Here is a 25662-nt window from a genome sequence, read left to right as displayed (position 1 = left end):
GCTCGCGGGCGTGGATCTTCTGCGTGCCGTCGTCCTCGGCCTCATCCAGGGCCTGACCGAGTTCCTCCCGATCTCGTCGAGCGCCCACCTGGCGATCTTCCCGAAGCTCTTCGGATGGGACGACCCGGGTGCGGCCTTCACCGCCGTCATCCAGATCGGCACCGAGCTGGCGGTCCTCATCTACTTCTGGCGGGACATCTGGACCATCGCCACTGGCTGGCTGCGCGGACTGGTGTCGGCGCAGGCCCGCCAGGAGCACGCCTGGACGATGGGCTGGTTCGTGATCATCGGCTCGATGCCCATCGTGCTGCTGGGGCTCCTCCTCGAGGACGCCATCGACAGCAACTTTCGCAACCTCTGGGTCATCGGCACGATGCTCATCGTCCTGGGCCTCGTGCTCGGCATCGCCGAGAAGGTGGGGCGCAAGTCCCGGCCCATCGAGGAGCTCACGTGGGGCCACGCGGTGCTGTTCGGCGTGGCCCAGGCCGCCGCCGTGGTGCCCGGTGTCTCCCGCTCCGGCGCCACCATCAGCATGGGCCTGTTCCTGGGCTACGAGCGCGCGGCCGCCACCCGGTACGCGTTCCTCCTCGCCATCCCGGCCGTCGTCGGCGCCGGGGTCTACAAGCTCAAGGACGTCCCCGGCGGCGAGAACACCTACGGCTGGGGTCCCACGATCCTGGCCACGGTGGTGTCGTTCGTCGTGGGCATCGCCGTGATCCACTGGCTGCTGGAGTACGTGAGCAAGCGCTCCTACGCACCGTTCGTGGCCTACCGCGTGGCGCTCGGCAGCATCGTGCTGATCCTCGTCGGCACGGGCGCCATCACGGCGAGCGTCGCCGTCTCCTGACCGTCAGAGCCAGCCGGCCTTCTTGAAGCGCAGGTAGACGTACCCACAGATGGTGCCGATGAGCGCGAGGCAGAGCGGGTAGCCGAAGGTCCAGGACAGCTCGGGCATGTGCTCGAAGTTCATGCCGTAGATCCCCGCGATGGCCGTGGGGACGGCGAAGATCGTGGCGCCCGCGGTGAGCTTGCGCATGTCCTCGTTCTGCTGGACGCTCAGCTGCGCGAGGTGGGCGTTGAGGGCGTTGTCGAGCAGGTGCTCCACGGAGTCGATGGCCTCCGCCGCCCGGGCGAGGTGGTCGGCGATGTCGCGGAAGTACGGCTGGGAGTCCTCCGGCATGGAGCCCATCGAGAACCGCTTGATCGGCTCGCGCAGGGGCATGACGGCCCGGCGGAACTCCAGCGTCTCGCGCTTCAGGCGGTAGATGCGGGTGGAGTCGCTGGTGCGGGCGGGGGAGAAGACCGACTCCTCCACCTCCTGGACGTCCTGCTCCAGCTCCGCGGCCACCGTCTCGTACCGGTCGACGATCGTGTCGACGACCGCGTACAGGGCAGCAGTCGGCCCGTGGGACATCGGCTCGATGAGACGCTCCGCGCGCTTGCGGGCCTCACGCAGGTCCTGGCCTCCGTGCCGGACGGTGAGCAGGTACTTCTCGCTGAGGAACGCGTTCACCTCGTGCGTGCGGATGTCGTCGTCGCTGTACTCCACCGTGCGCAGCGAGATGAAGAGGTGATCCTTGTACCGCTCCACCTTGGGTCGCTGGTGCGCCTCCAAGGCGTCCTCGACGGCGAGCGGGTGGAGGTTCAGCGCCTGCCCCACGCGGACGAGCTCGTCCTTCGTGGGGTTGTTGATCCCGATCCACAGGAAGTCGTCCTCCCCGAGCGCCGCGAGCGACGCGTCGAGACTTCCCCGGTCGCTCTCGGTCTCTTCACGAACCCCGTCGCGGTAGACAGCGCAGTCGATGATCACGTCGCCATGGTGCCACCGATACGCTCAGTCCATGCGTAGCTGGTCCGGTCCTGAGGTTCCATCCGTCGAGGGGACCGCACCGGTCCTCCGCATCCACGACAGCTCCACCCGGAGCCTCGTGCAGTCGACGCCCGAGGGGACCGCGCGGCTCTACGTCTGCGGCATCACGCCCTACGACGCCACCCACCTCGGCCACGCCGCCACCTACCTCGCGTTCGACCTGCTCCAGCGCCAGTGGCTCGACCGCGGCCTCGACGTCGTCTACACCCAGAACGTGACCGACGTGGACGACCCGCTCCTGGAGCGGGCCACGGCCACCGGCGTCGACTGGGTGGAGCTGGCCGAGCGTGAGACCGAGCTCTTCCGCACCGACATGACGGCGCTGCGCGTGCTCCACCCGGCGCACTACATCGGCGCCGTGGAGTCCATCGACCTCGTGGTCGACCTGGTCGAGCGGCTCGGCGACGCGGTGTACGCCGTCGACGACGACCTCTACTTCGAGGTCGGTTCCGACCAGACGTTCGGCTCGGTCTCCGGCTTCGACACCGACACCATGCGCCAGCTCTTCGGCGAGCGCGGCGGCGATCCCGAGCGACCCGGCAAGCGCGACCCGCTCGACTGTCTCGTCTGGCAGGCCGAGCGACCGGGCGAGCCGGCCTGGGACTCGCGCCTGGGCCGTGGCCGACCCGGCTGGCACATCGAGTGTGCTGCCATCGCGCTGCAGCACCTCGGCACCGACTTCGACGTCCAGGGCGGCGGGTCCGACCTGGTCTTCCCGCACCACGAGATGTCGGCCTCCGAGGCCCGCGTCGCCACGGGCGAGCCCTTCGCCCAGGCCTTCGTGCACGCCGGCATGGTGGGGTACGAGGGCGAGAAGATGAGCAAGTCCAAGGGCAACCTGGTGCTGGTCTCACGCCTGCGCGAGAACGGCACCGACCCCATGGCCATCCGCGTCGCGCTGCTCGGACACCACTACCGCAGCGACTGGGAATGGACCGACGCCGACCTCGCGCAGGCCGAGGAGCGGCTCGCCGCCTGGCGCTCCGCCCTCGCCACGGGAGGTCTGGCGTCGTCCGAGACCGTCGTGCAGGCCTTGCGCGACGTCCTGTCAGCCGACCTCGACGCACCGGCGGCGCTCAGCGTGCTCGACTCGTGGGCCGCCAGCGAGGGCGACGACGACGGCACGCTCGTGGCCACGGCCGTCGACGCACTCCTCGGCGTCCAGCTCTGAACCGCTGAGCGTGACGTTCGGGGGGTGTCTCGGGCCTCAGAGGCCCTGAGACGTCACACTCAGCGGGCTGGGGCTAGCGGGTGGGCGGGTCGGTGTCGCGCCGACGCAGGTAGCGCTCGAACTCGCGGGCGATCGCGTCGCCGCTCGCCTCGGGAAGCTCGTTGGCGTCGTTCTCGTTCTCCAGCTCCTCGACGTACTCGGAGATCTCCGGATCGGACGACGCCACCTCGTCGGCCCCGCGCTGCCAGGCCTCGGCCAGCTCCTCCAGGTCGCCCTGGGGGAGCGCGACGCCCACGGCGTCCTCGAGCGAGCCCAGCAGGGCGAGCGTGGCCTTGTGGCACGGCGGCTCGGCCAGGTAGTGCGGCACGGCGGCCCAGAGCGAGATGGACGGGATGCCCTGGAGCGCAGCCGTCTCCGACAGGACCGAGTTGATGCCGACCGGCCCCGAGTACGTGGAGGGGCGGAGCGCGAGCCGCTCGCTCAGCACAGGATCCGACGAGGACCCGCTCACCGGTACCGGTCTCGTGTGCGGCGCGTCCGCCAGGAGCGCGCCCAGCGTGACGAGCTCGGTGACGCCGGCCAGCCTGGCGATGCCCATGATCGTGGAGCAGAAGGTCTTCCACCGCATGTTGGGCTCGGGGGCCCGCAGGAGCAGCACGTCGCGCTCGGAGTGGGGCACACGAGCGTGGTACAGCGTGGGCGTGGGCCAGATCAGGACCCGGGTGCCGTCCTCGTCGGGATGGATGTGCGGACGGTGGACCTGGAAGTCGTAGAAGTCCTCGGGGTCCAGCTCGGCCAGCACCTCGGCGTCCCAGGCCTCCACCAGGTGCTCGACGACCGACGACGCCGCATCCCCGGCGTCGTTCCAGCCCTCGAAGGCGGCGACCATCCATGGATCGTTGAGCGGCGGGATCGAGACGTCAGGCACGACCCAAGCCTACGCAGGCACCCACGCCCCGGGACCCCGGCGGGGGTCCCGGGGCGCGGGCGGGAAGGTCACTCGGAGTCGGGCCGGTAGCCGAGGTTGGGCGAGAGCCACTTCTCGGCCTCCTCGACCGACCAGCCCTTGCGCTCCGCGTAGTCGGCGACCTGGTCACGGCCGAGGCGGCCCACCACCATGTACTGCGACTGCGGGTGCGAGAAGTACCAGCCGCTCACCGAGGCGCCGGGCCACATGGCCATGCTCTCGGTGAGCTCGATGCCGGTGTTGGCCTGGACGTCGAGGAGGTCCCACAGCGTGGTCTTCTCGGTGTGCTCCGGGCACGCCGGGTAGCCCGGCGCGGGACGGATCCCGACGTACTTCTCGGCGATGAGGTCGTCGTTCTCGAGCGACTCGGTCGGCTGGTAGGCCCAGATCTCCTGGCGCACACGTTCGTGCAGGCGCTCGGCGAAGGCCTCGGCCAGCCGGTCCGCGAGCGACTCCAGCAGGATGGCGCTGTAGTCGTCGTGGTCGGCCTTGAACTCCTCGATCTTGTCGCGGATGCCGAGTCCCGCGGTCACCGCGAACGCTCCGACGTGATCGGGGAGCCCGGTCTCCTGCGGGGCGACGTAGTCGGCGAGGCTGCGGTGCGGCACGCCCGCTCGGTGCTCGGTCTGCTGACGCAGGTGGTGCAGGCGCGTGAGCTCGGTGGAGCGCGACTGGTCGGTCCACACGACGGTGTCGTCGCCGTCGGCGTTGGCGGGGAACAGCCCCACCACGCCGGAGGCCTTGATCCACTTCTCAGCGATGAGGCGGTCGAGCATCTCCTGGGCGTCGTCGTAGAGCTTGCGCGCGGTCTCGCCCGACGTGGGGTTGTTGAGGATGTCGGGGAAGCGCCCCTTCATCTCCCACGCGTTGAAGAACGGCTGCCAGTCGATGTACTGGCGCAGCTCGGCGAGGTCGTAGTCGTCGAGGAGGTGCGGCTTGCCGACCTCCCACGCGGGCTGCGGCGGCTCGTAGCCGGCCCAGTCGACGGGCGTGGCGTTGGCGCGCGCAGCATCGACGCTGAGCATCTTGCGCGTGTCCTGGCGGGCCGCGTGACGCTCGCGCAGCGAGTCGTAGTCGGTCTTGACGTCGTCGAGCAGCTTGACCCGCTGCTGCTCGTGCAGCAGCTGCGAGACCACCGGCACCGAGCGCGAGGCGTCCTTCACCCAGATGACCGGACCGTGGTACTTCTCGTCGACCTTCACGGCCGTGTGGGCGCGCGAGGTGGTGGCGCCGCCGATGAGCAGCGGGATCTCGAAGCCCTGACGCTCCATCTCGCCGGCCACGTTGACCATCTCGTCGAGCGAGGGCGTGATGAGGCCCGAGAGCCCGATGACGTCGGCGTTCATCTCACGAGCGGTGTCGAGGATCTTCTGCACGGGCACCATGACGCCGAGGTCGACGACCTCGTAGTTGTTGCACTGCAGCACCACGCCGACGATGTTCTTGCCGATGTCGTGGACGTCGCCCTTGACGGTGGCCATGATCACGAGGCCATTGCTCTGGTTGCCACCGCCGCCGCCGGCAGCGACCTTCTCCTCCTCGATGAAGGGGATGAGGTAGGCGACGGCCTTCTTCATGACGCGGGCGCTCTTGACCACCTGGGGCAGGAACATCTTGCCGGCGCCGAAGAGGTCGCCCACGACGTTCATGCCGTCCATGAGCGGACCCTCGATGACCTCGATGGTCTGACCCCCGCGCTCCTTGATCTCGGCGCGGAGCTCCTCGGTGTCGGACTCGGCGTACGCGTCGATGCCCTTCACGAGGGCATGCGTGATGCGCTCGCCCACGGGCAGCGAGCGCCACTCCTCGTCGGCGACCTCGGCCTTCTTGCCGTCGCCGGCGAAGTCGTTGGCGATCTCCAGCAGGCGCTCGGTGGAGTCGGACCGACGGTTGAGGATGACGTCCTCGATGCGCTCGCGCAGCACCTCCGGCACCTCGTCGTACACCTCGAGGGCGCCCGCATTGACGATGCCCATGTCCATGCCCGCCTGGATGGCGTGGAACAGGAAGACGGCGTGGATGGCCTCGCGGACCTTGTTGTTGCCCCGGAACGAGAACGAGACGTTGGAGACGCCGCCCGAGACGAGCGCCCCGGGGAGGTTCTGCTTGATCCAGCGCGTGCCCTCGATGAAGTCGATGCCGTACTCGGCGTGCTCCTCGATGCCCGTGGCCACGGCGAACACGTTGGGGTCGAAGATGATGTCCTCGGCCGGGAAGCCGACCTCGTCGACGAGGATCCGGTAGGCGCGCTCACAGATCTGCTTGCGTCGCTCGAGGTTGTCGGCCTGGCCGTCCTCGTCGAACGCCATCACCACGACGGCCGCGCCGTACTTGCGACACAGGCGGGCGTGCTCGACGAACGGTTCCTCGCCCTCCTTGAGCGAGATGGAGTTCACGATGGCCTTGCCCTGCAGCGTGCGCAGACCGGCCTCGATGACCTCCCACTTGGAGGAGTCGACCATCACGGGGACGCGGACGATGTCGGGCTCGGACGAGACCAGCTTGAGGAAGCGGTCCATCGCGGCCACGCCGTCGATCATGCCCTCGTCCATGTTGACGTCGATGACCTGCGCGCCGTTCTCCACCTGCTGGCGGGCCACGGCGAGCGCGGCGTCGTAGTCGCCGTCGCGGATGAGGTTGCGGAAACGGGCCGAGCCGGTGATGTTGGTGCGCTCGCCGACGTTCAGGAAGAGCGAGCTCTCGTCGACCACGAGGGGCTCGAGGCCCGACAGGCGCAGGGCGGGCTTGATCTCGGGCCGCTCGCGGACGGGCAGGCCGTCCACGGTCTTGGCGATGCTGGCGATGTGCGCCGGGGTGGTGCCGCAGCAGCCGCCGACGAGGTTCACGAAGCCGCTCTCGGCGAACTCGTGGATGATCGCTGCGGTCTGGTCGGGCTCCTCGTCGTACTCACCGAACGCGTTGGGCAGGCCGGCGTTGGGGTAGCAGGACACGAAGCAGTCGGCGAGGCGCGAGATCTCGGCGATGTACGGACGCATCTCCTGGGCACCGAGGGCGCAGTTGAGTCCCACGAGCAAGGGCTTGGCGTGCCGCACGGAGTACCAGAAGGCCTCGGCCGTCTGGCCGGAGAGCGTCCGCCCCGAGGCGTCGGTGATGGTGCCCGAGATCACGATGGGCCAGCGACGGCCGTACTCCTCGAAGACCGTCTCGACCGCGAAGATGGCGGCACGGGCGTTGAGGGTGTCGAAGATCGTCTCGATCATCACGAGGTCGGCGCCGCCGTCGAGGACACCGCGCGTGGCCACGGAGTAGGCCTCCACGAGCTCCTCGTAGGAGACGTTGCGCGCCGCCGGGTCGTTGACGTCGGGGGAGATGGACGCCGTGCGCGTGGTGGGGCCGAGCGCTCCCGCCACGAAACGGGGCCGGTCGGGCGTGGCCACGGCGTCGGCCTCGCGCCGGGCGAGCCTGGCGGCCTCGTAGTTGAGCTCGTAGGCCAGCTCGACCATCTCGTAGTCGCGCAGCGAGATGGCGTTGGCGTTGAAGGTGTTGGTCTCGATGATGTCGGCGCCGGCCTCGAGGTACTCGCGGTGGATGCCCGCGATGATGTCGGGCTGCGACAGCGTCAGGAGGTCGTTGTTCCCGCCGACGTCGCAGGCCCAGTCGGCGAACCGCGTGCCGCGGTAGCCGGCCTCGTCGGGCCGGTCGCGCTGGATGGCCGTGCCCATCGCTCCGTCGAGCACCATGATGCGCTGCTCGAGCAGGGCGGTCAGGGTGTCGGTGGCGTCGGGGCGCCAGTCCCGCTGCTGGTTCACGTGATCCTCCAGGGTCGACGTCTACGTCAGTGTCTGGTGGGGACCTCCAGCCGTCAGCGGGCTCGCATGGGCCTGTCGGGAGAACCACCTCCAGTATCGCAGATGACTCAACGCACCAGAGGCACCTCAGGTCACGCGAGACGGCTCTCACTAGGCTGCTCGTCGTGTCCGAGACCTCCACAGCCCCCGCGACCACGCTCAAGGCCGTCCTCTGGGACCTCGACGGGACCCTCATCGACAGCGAGCCGCTCTGGATGCAGGCCGAGCACCGCATGGCCGCGGAGCACGACACGGAGTGGACCGAGGAGGACGCGATGGCCCTCGTCGGCAACGCGCTCATCGTCTCGGGCGAGTACATCCGTCAGCGGCTGGGGAGCGAGCTGTCGGCCGCCGAGATCGTCGACGTGCTCGTGGAGCACATGGTGGACTCCCTGGGCCAGGACGTCCCGTGGCGCCCAGGCGCCCTGGAGCTCGTGACCGCCCTGGACGAGGCCGGGGTGCCGCAGGCGCTGGTGACGTCGTCGTACGCGAGCATCGCCTCGGTGGTGGCGGCGCACCTGCCCCTCGCCTCGGTGGTCGCGGGCGACACCGTGACGCACCCCAAGCCGCACCCCGAGCCCTACGCCACGGCGGCGGCCGCGCTGGGCGTCGACCCGACCGAGTGCCTCGCCGTGGAGGACTCCAACACCGGGGCCCGCTCGGCGGAGGCGGCCGGCTGCGTCGTGCTGGTGGTCCCGCACATGGTGCCCGTGGAGGCCTCTGTCCGACGGGTCGAGCGTCCGAGCCTCACCGGCCTGGGCGTCGCCGACCTCGTGGCGCTCCACGACCAGGTGTCGGGGAGCGGTTCCTAGCCCGGAGGGACGGCTGGCTCCACCGGCACGATCCTGACCTCGGGGAAGGGGAGCAGGGTGCCGCCGACCTCGGGACAGTGCTGGGTGTGGGCGCACCAACGGCACAGCGCGCTGGGCCGTGGCTGGAAGTCCTGACGATCGTAGGAGGCCGAGATGGCGTCCCACAGGGCCTGCACCTTGCGCTCGACGCCCCGGAGGTCGTCCTCGGTGGGCTCGTACTGCAGGACCGTGCCGTCGGCGAGGTAGAGCAGCTGGAGCAGCGTGGGCACGACGCCACGGGTGCGCCACAGGACGAGCGCGTAGAACTTCATCTGGAAGAGCGCCTTGTCCTCGTACCGAGGGTCGGGGCTGCGGCCGGTCTTGTAGTCCACGACGCGGATCCGACCGTCGGGGGCGACGTCGACCCGGTCGACGATGCCGCCGAGGCCCAGCCCGGACTCCAGCACGTGGTCGACCCGGAGCTCGCGGTCGGCAGGCTCCAGCCAGCGCGGGTCCTCGAGCCGAAAGTACGTGCCGAGGAGCTCGACCGCCGACGACAGCCACGCCGTCTCCTCGGCGGCCTGCTCGGGTGTGAAGAGGCCGGCCAGACGCGGTTCCTCCTCGAGGAGCTCTGCCCACTGACCAGGAAGCATGGCGACCGCCCTCTCCAGCGTTCGCTCGGTGGCCGGCGCGTCGAACAGGTCCTCCAGGACGGCGTGCACGAGAGTGCCGCGCGCTGCCGCCGGCGACGGCGGCTCCGGCAGGCGGTCGACGGTGCGGTAGCGGTACAGCAGCGGGCAGGTCTGGAAGTCGCCCGCACGGCTGGGGGAGAGGCTCATGCGGACCTCGCGCACCTCGGCCGCCGGGTGGGTGATCGCTTCGGCAACGTCCATGGCCGCCACGCTAGCGAGTGGCTCGGACATGCTCGGGGTCGATCGCGGATAGGATCCTGAACCGTGCCCGGCAAGGAGAAGGATCGCCCCAGGACCGGAGGCTGGCGCCTCGGTCGTCTCGGGCGTACTGACGTCCTCGTGAGCCCCTCACTGGTGCTGATGGGAATCGTCCTGGTCTTCGCCGCGGCCCCCTGGTTCGAGGACTCGTCCGACCACCCGCACCTGCTCGCGGCCGTGTTCGCCGTGGGTCTGTACGCCTCGGTGTTCGTGCACGAGCTCGCCCACGTCTTCACCGCGCGTTGGTACGGCATGGAGGTCCCGACCGTCACCCTCCACCTGCTGGGCGGCGAGACGGCCATCGAGGGCGAGAGCCGCACCGCAGCCCAGGAGCTCGTCACGGCCGGCTCCGGTCCGGTCGCGTCGGCACTCATCGGGCTCGCGGGACTGGTCGCGTCAGGCACGAGCAGCGGCTCGGCCGGCGACGTCCTGTGGGCGTTCGGGTGGGTGAACGTGATCGTGGCCGCGTTCAACGCCCTGCCCGGGCTCCCGCTCGACGGTGGCCGGGTCTTCCGTGCGCTCGTCTGGCAGGTCACGGGCGACCAGGCCAAGGGTGTCCGGTGGGCGGCCTGGCTCGGACGTCTCACGGCCGTGGCCGTCATGGCGTTCGTGCTCCTGCGCGACGACGCGTTCTCCCGCGAGCACCTCGTCGACATCGCCCTGGCGCTGCTGATCGCCTTCTTCCTGTGGACCGGGGCCGGCGCGGCCCTGCGCTTCGGTCGCCGCACCGCCCAGGTGCAGGGACTGTCCGTGGCGGGGCTCGTCGACCGCACCGAGACGTCCGGGCTCGACCTGCCGCCGGACCTGCCCTCCCTCCCGCTCGACCTCGCCGGTGCGCCCCTGCTGCGCGCCATGGCCGCCCGTCCGGCCGACACGTACGTGGTGGTCGACCCCGCCGGCGACGTCGTCGGCCTCCTGCACGCGCGTCACGTCGACGACGCCTATCGAAGGAACTCATGACCACGTGGATGCGATCCGGACCGTTCGTCGAGGGTGAGTGGGTGCGCCTGAGCGATGCCAAGGGCCGCAAGCACAACATCCGGCTCGAGGTAGGCAAGGAGTTCTCCACCAAGCGGGGCCAGCTGCGCCACGACGACATCATCGGCCACCCCGAGGGCATCGTCATCACCTCGACGCTCGACGGCAAGTACCAGGTGTTCCGACCCCTGCTGTCGGAGTACGTGGTCTCGATGCCCCGCGGCGCAGCGATCATCTATCCCAAGGACGCCGCGCACATCATCACGATGGCCGACATCTATCCGGGCGCCCGTGTCGTCGAGGCGGGTGCCGGCTCCGGCTCGCTCACGGCGTACCTGCTGCGCGCCGTGGGCTCCGAGGGCACCCTCGGCTCGTACGAGATCCGCGAGGAGTTCGCCGACACCGCCCGCGCCAACGTGGAGCAGATCCTCGGCGGCGAGGTCCCGCAGTGGACGCTCACGGTCGGCGACGTCCGCGAGGTCATGACCGAGCCCGAGGTAGACCGCCTCGTCCTCGACATGGTCGACCCCTGGACGTGCGTCCCCCTCGCGGCCGAGCGCCTCGTCCCCGGCGGCATCATCTGCGCCTACGTCGCCACCACCACGCAGCTCTCGCTCTTCGTGGAGACCCTGCGCGCCGACGGCGGCTTCACCGAGCCGCACGCGTGGGAGACGCTGCAGCGCGACTGGCACCTGGAGGGCCTGGCCGTCCGGCCCGACCACAAGATGATCGGTCACACCGCCTTCCTCGTGACCGCCCGCCGCATGGCTCCGGGAGTGCGCTCGCTCGAGAAGACCCGTCGGCCCGCGCCCGGTGCGTACGGGCCCGACTACCACGGTCCTCGCCCGGCCGGCATGACTCGGCCCGAGGACGACTGAGCGGCGAAACCGGATCGTTACCCGAGCCGTTGCACGACGGGCTTTGCTGCAACGACTTCGGGGGTAGGGTCGGTTTCATCCCTGCAGGAGGTGCCGACATGAGCGACAACGATCAGTCCCGCACGACCGGTTCCGAGCACGAGCTCGCCTACTTGCGCGCGGAGGTCGAGCACCTCCGTCGGCGCCTCGGGTCCGAGGGCGGGACCGACCACCGGCTCTCCGACATCGAGGCCCGTCTCGCGGCCACGTCGTCGCAGAACGAGCGGCTCACCTCCACCCTGCGCGAGGCCCGCGACCAGATCGTGGCCCTCAAGGAGGAGGTCGATCGCCTGGCGCAGCCGCCCACCGGCTTCGGCACGTTCCTGCAGCTCAACGACGACGAGTCCGTCGACGTCTTCATGGGCGGGCGCAAGCTCCGCGTCAACGTGAGCCCGGCGGTCGATCGCTCCGCCCTGCGCAAGGGCCAGGAGGTCATCCTCAACGAGGCCATGAACGTCGTCCTCGCCCTGGAGTTCGAGACCACCGGCGAGGTCGTGATGCTGAAGGAGATCCTCGCCGACGGCGAGCGCGCCCTCATCCTGGGCAACACCGACGAGGAGAAGGTCGTCCGGCTGGCCGAGCCGCTGCGCGAGCTCAAGCTGCGCGCGGGCGACTCCCTGCTGCTCGACAGCAAGTCCGGCTACGTCTACGAGCGGGTGCCCAAGAGCGAGGTCGAGGAGCTCGTGCTCGAGGAGGTCCCCGACATCGACTACACGAGCATCGGCGGCCTCGCCGGGCAGGTCGAGATCATCCAGGACGCGGTGGAGCTGCCGTACCTGCACCCCGAGGTCTTCGTGGAGCACGAGCTGCGCCCGCCCAAGGGGATCCTGCTCTACGGCCCTCCCGGCTGCGGCAAGACCATGATCGCCAAGGCCGTTGCCGCGTCCCTGGCCAAGAAGGTCTCCGAGCGCACCGGTGAGGAAGGACGCTCGTTCTTCCTCAACATCAAGGGTCCCGAGCTCCTCAACAAGTACGTCGGCGAGACCGAGCGGCACATCCGGCTCGTGTTCCAGCGCGCTCGCGAGAAGGCCAGCGAGGGCACGCCCGTCATCGTGTTCTTCGACGAGATGGACTCGCTCTTCCGCACGCGAGGCTCGGGCGTCTCCTCCGACGTCGAGAACACCATCGTCCCGCAGCTCCTGAGCGAGATCGACGGCGTCGAAGGCCTGGAGAACGTGCTCGTCATCGGTGCCTCCAACCGTGAGGACATGATCGACCCGGCCATCCTGCGCCCGGGCCGGCTCGACGTGAAGATCAAGATCGAGCGGCCCGACGCCGAGTCCGCCCGCGACATCTTCAGCAAGTACCTGACCTCTCGGCTCCCGCTGCACGAGGACGACCTGGCCGAGTTCAGCGGCGACCGCGAGGCGTGCGTCGCCGGCATGATCCAGCGCACCGTGGAGCGGATGTACACCGAGACCGAGGAGAACCAGTTCCTCGAGGTCACGTACGCCAACGGCGACAAGGAGGTCCTGTACTTCAAGGACTTCAACTCCGGCGCCATGATCCAGAACATCGTCGACCGCGCCAAGAAGATGGCCATCAAGGACTTCCTCTCCCAGCAGTCGCGCGGCATCCGCATCCAGCACCTGCTGCAGGCGTGCGTCGACGAGTTCAAGGAGAACGAGGACCTGCCCAACACCACCAACCCCGACGACTGGGCGCGGATCTCGGGCAAGAAGGGCGAGCGGATCGTCTTCATCCGCACGCTCATCTCGGGCAAGAGCGGCAACGAGCCCGGGCGCTCCATCGACACCGTGGCCAACACCGGCCAGTACCTCTGAGCACGTTGGACGGACTGTCTGCGGAGCTGCGCGTCGTCAGCTACGGGAGCGACGACGCGCAGCTCCTCACCCGTGAGGTGCAGGAGGAGTACGGACGCCGGTACGGCGGAGAGGGCGACATCTCGCCCATCGACGTGCACGAGTTCGACGCTCCGCGCGGCCACTTCGTCATGGTCTACGTGGGGCAGGAGCCGGCCGCCATGGGCGGCTGGAGGCGTGGCGGGCCGGCCGGCGACTCCGACGGCGAAATCAAGCGCATGTACGTGCGCCCGGCGTTCGCCCGGCAGGGCCACGCCCGTCGGGTCCTGGCCGAGCTGGAGCGCTCGGCCGTCGAGGCCGGCCTGACGCGGCTGGTGCTCGAGACGGGCACGGCGCAGCCGGAGGCCATCGCCCTCTACCTGTCCGCGGGCTACGACCACGTCCCGGCGTTCGGCTTCTACGCCGAGTACGACGACTCCGTCCACCTGGCCAAGCGGCTCACGCCCCTGGCCTGAGCCGGATCGCGCTGCTCAGCGACGGGCTGCGCGACGGGTGCGCCAGTGCACCAGGCCCACGTCGATGGGCTCCAGCTCGTGGTGCTGCTCGATCGCCGTGGCGTAGTGACCCACGAGCTCGGAGCAGATGGGTCGCCACCCCCGCAGGACCACCTTGGCCCGGGCGGCGCGGGAGAACGCCCGGCGCTTGGACTCGTCGCCGACGAGGTCCTGCACGTGGCCGACCATGGCGTCGAGGTCGCCGGCCTCGTAGAGCCAGCCGGTGCGGCTGTGGTCGACGAGGTCGCGCGGTCCACCGACGGCGGCCGCGACGACGGGCACCCCGCTCGCCATGGCCTCCTGGATGACCTGGCAGAAGGTCTCGGTCTCGCTCGTGCTCACGAGGACGTCGAGCCCGGCGACGGCACGGGCGAGCTCCTCGCCGTGCAGCATCCCGGTGAACGAGGCCGACGGCATGAGCCGCTGCAGACGCTCACGCTCCGGCCCGTCGCCGATGATGACGAGCTTGATGCCGGGGACGCCCTCCAGGCGGGCCAGATCGTGGACCTGCTTCTCGGGCGCGAGCCGGCCGACGAAGCCGACGATCCGCTCGCCGCCGGGGGCCATGCGCGTGCGCCAGCCGTTGCTGCGGCGGGCCGGGTCGAAGAGCTGGCTGTCGACGCCACGGCGCCAGAGACGGATGCGGTCCACGCCGTGCTTGCGCAGCGAGCGGACCGACGCGACCGACGGGGCGAGGGTCAGCGTCGCGCGGCCGTGGATGTCGGTGACCCTGCGCCACAGTCGCTTCGACGCCCACGCCATGCCGTAGCGCTCGGCGTACTGCGGCACGTCGGTCTGGTAGACCGCCACGACCGGCAGGTCGAGCGCCCGCGCCGCGAGGGTGGCGCGCCAGCCCAGGACGAAGGGCGAGGCGAGGTGGACGACGTCGGGCTCGAACTCGCGGAGCAGCGCCTCGACGGGTGCGGAGCGACCGGTGGACACGCGGACGTCGGAGTAGCCGGGCAGCGACCACGACGCGACGGTGCGCACCTCGGCGCCCAGCACCTGGCTCGGCACCCCCTCGCGGGCGTCGGGGCAGATCACGAGGACCTGGTCACCGCGACTCACGAGGTGCTCGATGACCCGGAGCACGGAGTTCACGACCCCGTTGGTCTGGGGGAGGAAGGACTCGGACACGATGGCGACCTTCATGACCCTCAGGCTGCTCGCCCGAGGAGACCCCGCCATGACCGGCGGGCGACGTGTCGGTGACCAGCACGCATCGAGTCCGTGACGTGGGTCGTGCCCCCGTAGGGTGGCGTCATGACGGTCCGCCGGGTCCAAGGCAGCGAGGTCGAGTACGGCATCGCCGTGCAGGGCCAGCCCCACGCCAACCCCATGGTCGCCTCCACGCACGTGGTCAACGCCTACGCCTCGGCGCACGGCCTGACCCGGCGCGCCCGGTGGGACTTCGAGGAGGAGAGCCCGCTGCGCGACGCGCGCGGGTTCGACCTGAGCCGCGAGGTGGCCGACCCGTCCCAGCTCACCGACGAGGACCTGGGCCTGGCCAACATCATCCTCACCAACGGTGCCCGGCTCTACGTCGACCACGCGCACCCGGAGTACTCGAGCCCCGAGGTCACCAACCCCCTCGACGTCGTGCGGTGGGAGAAGGCGGGGGAGCGCGTCATGCTCCGCGGGGCGGAGCTGGCGGCCCAGATCCCCTCCACCGCGCCGATCGTGCTCTACAAGAACAACATCGACAACAAGGGCGCCTCGTACGGCTCGCACGAGAACTACCTCATGCGCCGCGACGTCCCGTTCGAGTCGATCGTCAAGCACCTCACGCCCTTCTTCGTCTCGCGGCCCGTCATCTGCGGAGCCGGACGCGTGGGCCAGAAGCAGGACGGCAGCGTGCACGCGTTCCAGCTCGCCCAGCGCGCCGACTACATGGAGGTGGGGGTCGGCCTGGAGACCACGCTCAAGCGGCCCATCATCAACACCCGCGACGAGCCCCACGCGGATGCCAAGAAGTACCGGCGGCTGCACGTCATCATCGGCGACGCCAACTGCTCCGAGGTGGCCATCTACCTCAAGCACGGCACCACCTCGCTCGTGCTGGCCATGGTCGAGGCCGGCTTCCTGGGCCGGGGCATCGCGCTCGCGCGGCCGGTGGAGGCCCTGCACGACATCTCCCACGACCCGACGCTCCAGGCGCTCGTCGAGCTCGACGACGGAAGCACCATGACCGCGCTCGACATCCAGGAGCACTACCTCGAGAGGGCCCGCGCCTTCGTCGAGCAGAACGGCTCCGACGAGCAGACCGACGACGTCCTCGCCCGCTGGCAGAGCATCCTCGACCGGCTGCGGCGCGACCCCGCCGAGTGCGCGCGCGAGCTCGACTGGGTGGCCAAGCTCCAGCTCCTCGAGCAGTACCGCGAGCGCGACGCGCTGGACTGGGACCACGCCAAGCTCCACCTCGTCGACCTGCAGTACCACGACATCCGTCCCGAGAAGGGGCTCTACCACCGCCTCGTGGCCCGGGACCGCATCGATCGTCTGCTCACCGACGACGCGGTCACCGAGGCCATCGGCGAGCCGCCCCACGACACGCGCGCGTTCTTCCGGGGCCGGTGCCTGTCGCGCTTCGCCACCGACGTCGCAGCGGCCTCGTGGGACTCGGTCATCTTCGACCTGCCCGGGCACGACTCGCTCCAGCGCATCCCCACCATGGAGCCGCTTCGGGGCACGGCGGAGCACGTCGGGGCGCTCTTCGACACGTCGGCCACCGCCACCGACCTGTTCCGCGCCATCACTCGACGCTGAGCCCGCGCGCGCCGTCCAGATGTGACGTGCACGCAACCTGAGGAGGGCTAGGGTTGCTGCATGGCCGAGCAGCAGCACAAGAGCACCAAGAAGTCCACCGAGGACGAGACCCCGGTCGAGCCCACGGCGGTCGACTCCGAGCAGAAGGCGAAGCTCGACGACGACGTCGACTCGATCCTGGGCGACATCGACGACGTGCTCGAGGAGAACGCCGAGGAGTTCGTCCGCAGCTTCGTCCAGAAGGGCGGCCAGTGACTGGCGCCGGCATGCTCCCCGAGGGGTACCTGTCCACCGGCGGCACCTCGTTCGCGGACTTCCTCGCCCAGCAGGCCCCCCAGCTCCTGCCCTCCCAGGGCACGAACGGCGCGGGCACCGACCTGAGCGGTGTCACCCACGGCACCACGATCGTCGCGGCCACGTTCGCCGACGGCGTCGTGATGGCCGGCGACCGCCGCGCCACCATGGGCAACGTCATCGCCCAGCGCGACATCCAGAAGGTCTTCCCCACCGACGAGTACTCGTGCGTGGGCATCGCCGGCACCGCCGGACTCGCCGTCGAGATGACGCGTCTGTTCCGCGTCGAGCTCGAGCACTACGAGAAGATCGAGGGCGCCACCCTCTCCACCGACGGCAAGGCCAACCGACTCGCCACGCTCATCCGCGGCAACCTCGGCATGGCCATGCAGGGCCTGGCCGTCGTGCCGCTCTTCGCCGCCTACGACCTCCACCAGGGCGCGGGTCGCATCTTCGCCTTCGACGTCACGGGCAACAAGAACGAGGAGCGCACCTTCCACTCCGTGGGCTCAGGCTCCACGTTCGCGCGCGGGTCGCTCAAGAAGCTCTACCGCGAGAACATGAGCGAGACCGATGCCGTGACGGCCGTGGTCCAGGCGCTGTACGACGCCGCCGACGACGACTCCGCCACGGGCGGCCCCGACGTCGCACGACGCATCTTCCCCCTCATCTCGGTCATCACGGCCGACGGCTACCGCGCCTGGCCGCAGGAGCAGACCGCCCAGGTCGCCGACACCGTGATCGCCGCCCGCATGAGCGCACCCGACGGCCCCACGGCCCCCTTGAGCTGACCGGACAGGACCTGACATGACGCAACCGTTCTACGTCTCGCCCGAGCAGCTCATGAAGGACCGGGCCGACTTCGCGCGCAAGGGCATCGCCCGCGGCCGCAGCGTCGTCGTCCTGCAGTACCGCGACGGCATCGTCTTCGTGGGCGAGAACCCGTCGCAGGCGCTGCACAAGATCAGCGAGATCTACGACCGCATCGGCTTCGCAGCCGTCGGCAGGTACAACGAGTTCGAGAACCTGCGCATCGCCGGCGTCCGCCTGGCCGACATGCGCGGGTACGCCTACGACCGTCGCGACGTGACCGGCCGAGGACTCGCCAACGCCTACGCCCAGACGCTCGGCACCATCTTCTCCTCCGGCGGCGAGAAGCCGTACGAGGTCGAGATCTTCGTGGCCGAGGTGGGCGACGACGCGTCCTCGGACCAGGTGTACCGACTCACGTACGACGGCTCGGTGGCCGACGTGCAGGGACACGCGGTGATGGGTGGACAGAGCGACAAGGTCGACGCCTATCTCTCTGAGCACTACACCGCGGGGCTCGAGCTCGACGCCGTCATCCGGCTCGCCACCACGGCGCTGGGCCAGGACACGGTCACCGACAACGGGGGAGTGGCGCGCACCGTCGAGGCGTCCGCCCTCGAGGTCGCGGTGCTCGACCGCACCCGGTCCCAGCCACGCAAGTTCAAGCGCCTCCCCGACGGCGCCGTCGCGGCCTCGCTGCAGGGCTGAGCCATCGCCGTCTCGCCCGAAGGACGTCCCGAGGTCGTCCTGGAGGCGGACCGGTCGCGTCCCAGCGCCTTCACCCTCGTGGTGTCCGGCACGGAGCAGTCGTACGTCGACCTCGACGATCCCGGCCGCATCGAGTTCGACTACGTGCAGCGCATGGCCGACGTCCTCGACCTGCACCTGTCACGACCCCGCGACGACGAGGAGGCCCGGCGCGTCGTCCACGTGGGCGGCGCAGGGCTGAGCCTCCCGCGTTTCGTGGCCTCGCGGCACACCCGTACGCCCCAGGTCGTCCTCGAGCCCGACACCGTCCTCACGGGCTTCGTGCGTGAGCACCTGCCCCTGCCGCCGCGATCGGGGATCAAGGTGCGCGACGTCGCCGGCCGTCCAGGCCTGGAGGCCATGCGCGACGACTTCGCCGACGTCGTGGTGCTCGACGCGTTCGACGGGGCGCAGGTCCCTCCCGACCTCACCACCGCGGAGTGCGTCGCGACGGTGCGGCGCGTCCTCACGTCCGACGGACTCTTCCTGCTCAACCTCACCGACACGGCCCCGTTCGCCTACGTGCGGCGGGTCGTGGCGACCCTCGGGCGATCGTTCTCGCACGTCGGGCTCAGCGCCGAGCCGGCCACCCTGAAGGGCCGCAGGTTCGGCAACGTCCTCGCCGTGGCCTCGGGCGAGGCGCTGCCGGTGGAGGAGATGACGAGGGTCGCGGCCCGCTCCATGTTCCCCTACCGGGTCATGGGACCCGCCGACGTGCGCCGGACGTTCCACGGCGGCGCCGTCCTGACCGACGCCGATCCGCAGCACTCACCGGCCCCACCGGGCGGACCCGGCGTCTTCCGCTGAGACGCGCACCGAAGACCGGGCCGGACGAGGACCGCACGACTAGAGTGAGTCCATGGACCGGCGGATCTTCGGGATCGAGAACGAGTACGGCGTCACCTGCTCGTTCAAGGGCCAGCGACGTCTGTCACCCGACGAGGTGGCCCGGTACCTCTTCCGACGTGTCGTGTCGTGGGGTCGCAGCAGCAACGTGTTCCTGCGCAACGGCTCACGGCTGTACCTCGACGTCGGCAGCCATCCCGAGTACGCGACGGCCGAGTGCGACGACATCGTCGACCTCGTCACCCACGACCGCGCCGGCGAGCGCATCCTCGAGGGCCTCATGCTCGACGCCCAGAAGCGGCTGGCCGACGACGGCGTCGAGGGCGACATCTACCTCTTCAAGAACAACACCGACTCCGCGGGGAACTCCTACGGGTGCCACGAGAACTATCTCGTCGGACGCGGCGGGGAGTTCAGCCGCATCGCCGACGTCCTGATCCCGTTCCTCGTCTCCCGCCAGATCATCTGTGGCGCCGGAAAGGTCCAGCAGACGCCGCGCGGCACCATCTACTCCGTGAGCCAGCGTGCCGAGCACATCTGGGAGGGCGTCTCGAGCGCCACCACCCGCTCGCGGCCCATCATCAACACGCGCGACGAGCCCCACGCCGACGCCGAGCGGTTCCGCCGCCTGCACGTCATCGTGGGCGACTCCAACATGAGCGAGACCACCACGATGCTCAAGGTCGCCACCACCGACCTCGTGCTGCGGATGATCGAGACCGGCGTGTCCATGCGCGACATGACCCTCGACAACCCCATCCGCGCCATCCGCGAGATCTCGCACGACATGACGGGGCGGCGCAAGGTGCAGCTGGCCAACGGCCGCGAGCTGTCGGCCCTGGAGATCCAGGCTGAGTACTTCGGCAAGGCCGCGGAGTTCATCGACCGCCACGGCCTGCGCACGCCCACCATCGACCGCACGATGGACCTCTGGGAGCGCACGCTCAAGGCGGTCGAGTCCGAGGACCTCTCGCTCGTCGAGCGCGAGATCGACTGGGTCATCAAGTACCGCCTGCTCGATCGCTACCGCGAGGCGCACGGGATGAGCTGGGCCGATCCGCGCATCGCCCAGATCGACCTGGCGTACCACGACATCCGGCGCGACCGCGGCCTCTTCTACCTCTTGGAGAACCGGGGCGCCGTCGCCCGCGTGACGCGCGACCTCGACGTCTTCCGGGCCAAGTCGGTCCCGCCGCAGACCACGCGGGCCAAGCTGCGCGGCGACTTCATCAAGCGCGCGCAGGAGCGTCGTCGCGACTTCACGGTCGACTGGGTGCACCTCAAGCTCAACGACCAGGCGCAGCGCACGGTGCTCTGCAAGGACCCGTTCCGGGCGGCCGACGAGCGCGTCCAGCGCCTCATCGACGGCATGTGAGGCTCCTCAGCCTGCTCTTGGCCGCAGCGGTTAGTGTGGCCCGTGCTGCTGTCTCCGATGAAAGCGTTCCTCGTGCCCGGTCTTGCTGCTCGTTCCTCCCGTCCACTGCAGATCGCCCTCGTCGGCGTCGTGAGCGCCCTCGTGCTGAGTGCCTGCGGCTCGGACTCCTCGGGCCTCGGCTCGGTGAAGGTCTCGTCGGGCAAGACCCCCACCGTCACGGTGGCGAAGGACTACACCACCACGGCCACGGAGACCAAGGTCGTGGCCGAGGGCAGCGGTGAGAAGCTCGAGACCGACGACGTCGTGAAGCTCAACTACGTCGCGGTGAACGGCCGGACCGGCAAGCAGTTCGACAACTCCTTCAAGACCGGGTCACCGATCTCGATCACCCTCAAGGAGGGTTCGATCCTCGACGGGTTCGTGAAGGGCCTGACAGGTCAGAAGATCGGCAGCCGCGTCCTCGTGGCCATCCCGCCCAAGGACGGCTTCCCCGACGGCCAGGAGCAGCTGGGCGTCAAGAAGACCGACACTCTCGTCTTCCTCTTCGACATCGTCGCCAAGGTGCCCTCCGAGGCCTCCGGCCAGGCCAAGAAGCTCCCCGCCGACGTCCCCGAGCTCGTGCTGAAGGACGGCAAGCCCTCGGCGTTCAAGAAGACGTCGTCGAGCCCGAAGATGGTCAAGAAGGCCTCCTCCCACGTCGTGATCCAGGGCACGGGCCCCGCGGTCAAGGCGGGTCAGACGCTCAACGTGCAGTACCTCGGACAGGTCTACCCCGGCGGCAGCACGTTCGACAGCAGCTGGGACCGAGGCCAGTCCGCCTCCCTGTCGCTCGACAGCGTCATCGAGTGCTGGAAGACCCAGCTCCCGGGCCAGAAGGTCGGCAGCCGCGTGGTCCTGGAGTGCCCGTCGGCCACCGCGTACGGCAAGCAGGGGTCGGGCGAGAAGATCAAGGGCGGCGACGACCTGCTCTTCGCGATCGACATCCTCGACGCCTCCTGATCGCTGTGTGCGGCGTCGCGCCCGGTGCGCGGCGTCTGCCATGCTCTGACCATGGCTGACCGCAAGACCGAGAGGTTGATGAACCTCATCTTCACCCTCCTGTCCACCCGTCAGTTCCTGAGCAAGGAGCAGATCCGGCAGTCCATCGCGGACTACCGGGACTCCACGCAGGCGGCGTTCGAGCGCAAGTTCGAGCGCGACAAGGAAGAGCTGCGCGAGCTCGGCATCACGGTCGAGATGGGCAGCAACGACAAGTTCTTCGAGGACGAGCCGGGCTACCGCATCCCGCGCGACCAGGCCGAGCTGCCCGAGCTCGACCTCACCCGCGAGGAGGCAGCCGTCGTCGGGCTCGCCGCCCAGGTGTGGGAGCACTCGAGCCTGGCGGGGGAGTCCACGACCGCCCTCGTGAAGCTCAAGACCGCCGGGGTCCAGGTGGATCCCGAGGGCCTGCGGATGGCAGAGCCGCGCATCGCCACCACCGAGCCGGCGTTCGAGAGCATGTGGGAGGCCACCACACGCCGGGTCCCGGTCACCTTCACCTACGAGGCCCCGGGCCGCGACGCCATGCTCCGCCACCTCCAGCCCTGGCGCATGATCTCCTGGCGCGGGCGGTGGTACGTGGGCGGGCACGACCTCGACCGCGGAGCCACCCGCGTGTTCAGGCTCTCGCGCATCACCGACGACGTCGTGCACGACGGCCGTCCCGGCTCGTACGAGATCCCCGCCGACGCCGACGTCGCCTCCCTCGCCCGCTCGCTGTTCCCGGCCGAGCCCGACCGCTCCGCCGTGCTGCTCCTGCGCACGGGACGCGCCCAGTCGTTGCGCCGCACCGCCACCACGGTGGTTCCTGAGGGCGACGGCTTCGACCGCGTCGAGGTGCCCTACTCGTCCACGCGCGACTTCGCCTCCGAGATCGCGTCCTACGGCCCCGACGTCGTGGCCGTCGAGCCCGCTGAGCTGCGCGACCTCGTGGTCCAGCGTCTCGAGGCGGCGCTCGTGCCCCTGCACCGCGGGACCACCGGGCAGGACCCCGCCGCGACGGCGGAAGGAGCAGCCTCGTGAACCGCACCCGGGCCCAGGTCCTGCGCATGCTCGCGCTCGTGCCCTACCTGCAGGACCACGACGGCATCCCCGTCGACCGGGTCGCACAGGAGTTCGGCGTGCGTCCCAAGCAGATCGAGGAGGACCTGCGCCTGCTCATGTTCACCGGTGTGGGGGAGTTCCCCGGTGAGCTCATCGACTTCGACCTCACCGCCCTGGAGGACGACGGCATCATCTCCATCCGCGACGCGGAGGTGCTGTCGCGCCCGCTGCGGCTCACCACCAACGAGGGAGCGGCGCTCATCGTGGCGCTCCGCACGCTGCGCGCCGCCGCGGGGGAGACCCAGCTGCCCGTCATCGACGCTGCCCTGGCCAAGCTGGAGACCGCCGTCAACGGCGCGCCGGGCGCCGGCGCCGCGGTCGACGTCCACGTGGGACAGGTGGACTCCGGGACCCTGCGCACCCTCACCCAGGGCCTGGAGTCCGGGCGACGCCTCGAGATCGAGTACGCCACGGCCTCGCGCGACGACCACACCACGCGGCAGGTGGACCCGCGCCGTCTCTTCGTGGAGCAGGGACAGCACTACCTCGAGGCCTGGTGCCTCCTGGCCGAGGACCTCCGGTTCTTTCGGGTCGACCGCATCACGGCCGCCCGGGTCACCGACCACTGGGCCGAGCAGCACGAGTCCACGCCCCGCTCGGTGTCCGACGGCTTCTTCACCGTGGGACCCGAGACCCCGTCCGCCGTCCTCGAGCTGCGGCCGCACGCGCACTGGATCGTCGAGTACTACGAGGCAGAGGTCCTGGAGACCTTCGAGCGCGACGACGAGCAGGTCCTGCGCGTCCAGGTCCACGGCAGCGACGAGTCATGGCTGCGCCGGTTGGTGCTGCGCAACGCCGGTGCCGCACGGGTGGTCGAGCCGGCCAGCCTGGCCCAGGCCGTGCGGGATGCCGCGGCGTCGGGCCTCGCGGCGTACAGTGGCCAGTGAAGTCACCCCGACCCAGGAGTCAGCTCATGCGAAACCTCGGACCCACGGAGATCCTCGTCATCGTCGGTGTGGTCGTGCTGCTCTTCGGCGGGCGCAAGCTTCCCGAGCTCGCCCGCGGATCAGGCCGCGCGCTCCGCATCTTCAAGTCCGAGGTCAAGGGCATGGAGGACGACGACAAGAAGCGTGAGCTCGAGCGCGAGGTCGGCGGGGACGCCACGCTCAACAGCGAGACCCTGCAGGCCAAGGCCGACGAGACGTCGCGCCGCACCGAGCAGAGCTGACACTTGGCCGACCCGGCTCGACCGTCCTCACCGACGGTCGGCGGCACCATGCCGCTCATGGACCACCTGCGTGAGTTGCGCTCACGCATCGTCAAGGCCGTGCTCGCGATCGTCGTGGGCATCATCGTGGCGCTCGTCTTCTACGACGAGATCCTGAACTTCCTGGCGCACCCCTACGACCAGATCCGCCCCGACCTCGAGGCCAAGGGCATCGACACCACCCTGGCCATCACCGGCGTCGGCGGAGCGTTGCAGTTCCAGCTCAAGATCGGGCTCATCGTCGGGCTCATCGGCACGTGCCCGCTCTGGTTGTGGCAGCTGTGGGCCTTCGTGCTGCCGGCCCTTCACCGCAACGAGAAGCGCTGGGCGCTCCTGCTCACCGGCGTGGGCGCGCCGTTGTTCCTGGCCGGCGCGGCCCTGGCCTACATCGTCCTGCCCAAGGCGATCCTCGTGCTGATCGGCTTCGTGCCGTCGGGCTGGGAGTCCATCGTCACCGGCAAGGACTACCTCGACTTCGTGGTCCGCATGATGCTCGTGTTCGGGGTGGCCGCGGAGATCCCGCTCGTGGTCGTGCTGCTCAACCGGCTCGGCATCGTCTCGGCTCGACAGCTCGTCCACGCCCGACCGTGGATCGTGGTGGGCATCTTCGTGTTCGCCGCCATCGCCACGCCCACCACCGACCCGCTCACGATGCTGTTCCTCGCCGCACCCATGACGATCCTCTACTTCGTGTCCGAGGTCATCGCCCGGCTGACGGACCGCCGTCGCGGACGACGGAAGGCCGACGAGGCTGCCGACGACGAGGCCTCCGAGCTGTGACCGGCCCGCTCGAGCTCGACCCCGAGACGTCCCACGTCGCGCTGGTGGTGAACCCGGCCTCCGGCAGGCGCCAGGGTGAGAGCGTGGCCACGCAGGCACTCGAGCGGCTCCGGGCCCACGGGCTCGAGGTCACCCGGGTGACGTCGCACGACGCCCCGAGCGCCGCCGCGGGCCTCGCGGAGCTGCTGGACCAGGGCGTGAGCCAGGTGGTCGTGGTGGGCGGCGACGGCGCCCTGCACGCCGTGCTCCCGCAGCTGCTCGCCGCCCAGGCCACGGTAGGTCTCCTCCCGGCGGGCACGGGCAACGACACCGCCCGCGCCCTCGGGATCCCGCACGGCGACCCGGACGCGGCCATCGACGTCCTGCTGGCCGGGAACGTCCGCGCGCTCGACGTCATCGAGACGCCGGACGCCCCGGTGCTCACCGTGGTGGCCTCGGGCTTCGACTCCCGGGTCAACGAGCGGGCCAACGCCATGACGTGGCCCCGAGGACAGCTCAAGTACAACATCGCGATGCTGGCCGAGCTGCGCTCGTTCACGCCCATCCCGTTCACCATCACGCTCGACGGCCGGCGCATCGAGCGTGAGGTCATGCTGGTGGCCGTGGGCAACGGCCCGTCCTTCGGCGGGGGACTGCGTATCTGCGAGGGAGCCGTGATGGACGACGGCCTGCTCGACGTCGTCATCATCAACCCCGTCAGCAAGGCCAAGCTCGTGCGCGTCTTCCCCCGGCTCTACCGGGGCACCCACGTGGGGCTTCCCGAGGTCGAGATTCACCAGGTGCGGCGCGTCGAGCTCGAGGCCCAGGACGTCGTCGCGTACGGCGACGGCGAACGCCTCGGACCCCTGCCGCTCACGGCCGAGGTCCGGCCAGGGGCCCTGCGCGTCATCGTGCCCGCTCCAGGGTCGCCTGCGTAGTCTGGGTG

At 70.0% G+C, this 25662-nt stretch carries 24 protein-coding genes; 19 read left to right on the top strand and 5 right to left on the bottom strand.

The genetic code is table 11. From position 1 onward, the window contains the following. Positions 1-10: 10 nt before the first annotated feature. On the top strand, positions 11-847 hold the full coding sequence (locus ASD11_RS06915; protein WP_056285030.1) for an undecaprenyl-diphosphate phosphatase: 837 nt from the start codon (positions 11-13) through the stop codon (positions 845-847). A gap of 3 nt (positions 848-850) precedes the next feature. Here the strand turns inward: ASD11_RS06915 and corA are convergent, their stop codons facing one another. Continuing rightward, positions 851-1810: a magnesium/cobalt transporter CorA gene (gene corA, locus ASD11_RS06910; RefSeq protein ID WP_056285026.1), complete on the bottom strand. Its 960-nt coding sequence runs from the start codon at positions 1808-1810 to the stop codon at positions 851-853. Positions 1811-1841: 31 nt separating this feature from the next. Between corA and mshC the strand changes: the two genes are divergently transcribed. Continuing rightward, positions 1842-3041: a cysteine--1-D-myo-inosityl 2-amino-2-deoxy-alpha-D-glucopyranoside ligase gene (gene mshC, locus ASD11_RS06905; protein WP_056285023.1), complete on the top strand. Its 1200-nt coding sequence runs from the start codon at positions 1842-1844 to the stop codon at positions 3039-3041. 73 nt (positions 3042-3114) lie between these two features. Here the strand turns inward: mshC and ASD11_RS06900 are convergent, their stop codons facing one another. Beyond that, positions 3115-3969 (bottom strand): PAC2 family protein, encoded by an 855-nt coding sequence (locus ASD11_RS06900; RefSeq protein ID WP_327019521.1) that lies wholly within the window; start codon positions 3967-3969, stop codon positions 3115-3117. Between the two features lie 68 nt (positions 3970-4037). Beyond that, entirely contained in the window at positions 4038-7778 is a 3741-nt protein-coding gene (gene metH / locus ASD11_RS06895; protein WP_056285016.1) for a methionine synthase, read from the bottom strand. 164 nt (positions 7779-7942) lie between these two features. Here metH and ASD11_RS06890 point away from each other — a divergent pair, with 164 nt between their 5' ends. Beyond that, complete coding sequence (locus ASD11_RS06890) at positions 7943-8629, top strand: HAD family hydrolase (RefSeq protein WP_056285012.1); 687 nt, start codon at positions 7943-7945, stop codon at positions 8627-8629. Here the strand turns inward: ASD11_RS06890 and ASD11_RS06885 are convergent. Continuing rightward, positions 8626-9501: a RecB family exonuclease gene (locus ASD11_RS06885; RefSeq protein ID WP_082554211.1), complete on the bottom strand. Its 876-nt coding sequence runs from the start codon at positions 9499-9501 to the stop codon at positions 8626-8628. The genes ASD11_RS06890 and ASD11_RS06885 overlap by 4 nt on opposite strands. 159 nt (positions 9502-9660) lie before the next feature. Between ASD11_RS06885 and ASD11_RS06880 the strand changes: the two genes are divergently transcribed. From ASD11_RS06880 to ASD11_RS06865, 4 genes are all read left to right on the top strand, one after another. Next, complete coding sequence (locus ASD11_RS06880) at positions 9661-10518, top strand: M50 family metallopeptidase (RefSeq protein WP_156464625.1); 858 nt, start codon at positions 9661-9663, stop codon at positions 10516-10518. Next, positions 10515-11414 (top strand): tRNA (adenine-N1)-methyltransferase, encoded by a 900-nt coding sequence (locus ASD11_RS06875; protein ID WP_056285005.1) that lies wholly within the window; start codon positions 10515-10517, stop codon positions 11412-11414. The genes ASD11_RS06880 and ASD11_RS06875 overlap by 4 nt, the downstream gene beginning before the upstream one ends. A gap of 98 nt (positions 11415-11512) precedes the next feature. Continuing rightward, positions 11513-13237: a proteasome ATPase gene (arc, locus tag ASD11_RS06870; protein ID WP_056285002.1), complete on the top strand. Its 1725-nt coding sequence runs from the start codon at positions 11513-11515 to the stop codon at positions 13235-13237. Between the two features lie 5 nt (positions 13238-13242). Beyond that, a complete protein-coding gene (locus ASD11_RS06865) occupies positions 13243-13731 on the top strand; it encodes a GNAT family N-acetyltransferase (RefSeq protein WP_235503262.1) in 489 nt (162 codons plus the stop codon). 15 nt (positions 13732-13746) lie between these two features. Here ASD11_RS06865 and ASD11_RS06860 read toward each other — a convergent pair whose 3' ends face one another. Continuing rightward, a complete protein-coding gene (locus ASD11_RS06860; protein WP_056284998.1) occupies positions 13747-14922 on the bottom strand; it encodes a glycosyltransferase family 4 protein in 1176 nt (391 codons plus the stop codon). A gap of 111 nt (positions 14923-15033) precedes the next feature. On the opposite strand from ASD11_RS06860, the gene dop reads away from it, so the two are divergent. The 12 genes from dop to ASD11_RS06800 are packed head-to-tail and all read left to right on the top strand — an operon-like array spanning position 15034 to position 25654. Continuing rightward, the gene (gene dop, locus ASD11_RS06855; RefSeq protein WP_056284995.1) at positions 15034-16536 is read left to right on the top strand and encodes a depupylase/deamidase Dop; all 1503 of its coding nucleotides are present in this window, start codon (positions 15034-15036) and stop codon (positions 16534-16536) included. 60 nt (positions 16537-16596) lie between these two features. Next, a complete protein-coding gene (locus ASD11_RS06850; RefSeq protein WP_056284994.1) occupies positions 16597-16791 on the top strand; it encodes a ubiquitin-like protein Pup in 195 nt (64 codons plus the stop codon). Positions 16792-16802: 11 nt separating this feature from the next. Then, positions 16803-17621: a proteasome subunit beta gene (gene prcB / locus ASD11_RS06845; RefSeq protein WP_056288539.1), complete on the top strand. Its 819-nt coding sequence runs from the start codon at positions 16803-16805 to the stop codon at positions 17619-17621. A gap of 16 nt (positions 17622-17637) precedes the next feature. Continuing rightward, the gene (prcA, locus tag ASD11_RS06840; protein ID WP_056284991.1) at positions 17638-18348 is read left to right on the top strand and encodes a proteasome subunit alpha; all 711 of its coding nucleotides are present in this window, start codon (positions 17638-17640) and stop codon (positions 18346-18348) included. Positions 18349-18387: 39 nt separating this feature from the next. Further along, on the top strand, positions 18388-19194 hold the full coding sequence (locus ASD11_RS06835; protein WP_156464624.1) for a fused MFS/spermidine synthase: 807 nt from the start codon (positions 18388-18390) through the stop codon (positions 19192-19194). Between the two features lie 52 nt (positions 19195-19246). After that, positions 19247-20608 carry a Pup--protein ligase gene (pafA, locus tag ASD11_RS06830; RefSeq protein WP_056284986.1) on the top strand — a complete coding sequence of 454 codons (1362 nt, stop codon included), beginning with the start codon at positions 19247-19249 and terminating at the stop codon, positions 20606-20608. A gap of 42 nt (positions 20609-20650) precedes the next feature. Then, on the top strand, positions 20651-21607 hold the full coding sequence (locus ASD11_RS06825) for an FKBP-type peptidyl-prolyl cis-trans isomerase (protein WP_156464623.1): 957 nt from the start codon (positions 20651-20653) through the stop codon (positions 21605-21607). Positions 21608-21658: 51 nt separating this feature from the next. Beyond that, complete coding sequence (locus ASD11_RS06820; RefSeq protein WP_082554210.1) at positions 21659-22669, top strand: helix-turn-helix transcriptional regulator; 1011 nt, start codon at positions 21659-21661, stop codon at positions 22667-22669. After that, on the top strand, positions 22666-23637 hold the full coding sequence (locus ASD11_RS06815) for a helix-turn-helix transcriptional regulator (protein WP_056284980.1): 972 nt from the start codon (positions 22666-22668) through the stop codon (positions 23635-23637). The genes ASD11_RS06820 and ASD11_RS06815 overlap by 4 nt, the downstream gene beginning before the upstream one ends. Positions 23638-23663: 26 nt before the next feature. Beyond that, positions 23664-23918, top strand: coding sequence for a Sec-independent protein translocase subunit TatA (tatA, locus tag ASD11_RS06810; RefSeq protein ID WP_056284978.1), 255 nt, complete (start codon positions 23664-23666; stop codon positions 23916-23918). 57 nt (positions 23919-23975) lie between these two features. Next, positions 23976-24737 (top strand): twin-arginine translocase subunit TatC, encoded by a 762-nt coding sequence (tatC, locus tag ASD11_RS06805; protein WP_235503260.1) that lies wholly within the window; start codon positions 23976-23978, stop codon positions 24735-24737. Next, positions 24734-25654, top strand: coding sequence for a diacylglycerol/lipid kinase family protein (locus tag ASD11_RS06800; RefSeq protein WP_056284974.1), 921 nt, complete (start codon positions 24734-24736; stop codon positions 25652-25654). The genes tatC and ASD11_RS06800 overlap by 4 nt, the downstream gene beginning before the upstream one ends. The last annotated feature ends 8 nt before the right edge of the window (positions 25655-25662 follow it).

This window comes from Aeromicrobium sp. Root495 (assembly GCF_001426755.1).
GTDB lineage: Bacteria > Actinomycetota > Actinomycetes > Propionibacteriales > Nocardioidaceae > Aeromicrobium.
The sequence above is the reverse complement of the archived record's forward strand: the minus strand, read 5'-3'. Positions and strand labels throughout refer to the sequence as shown.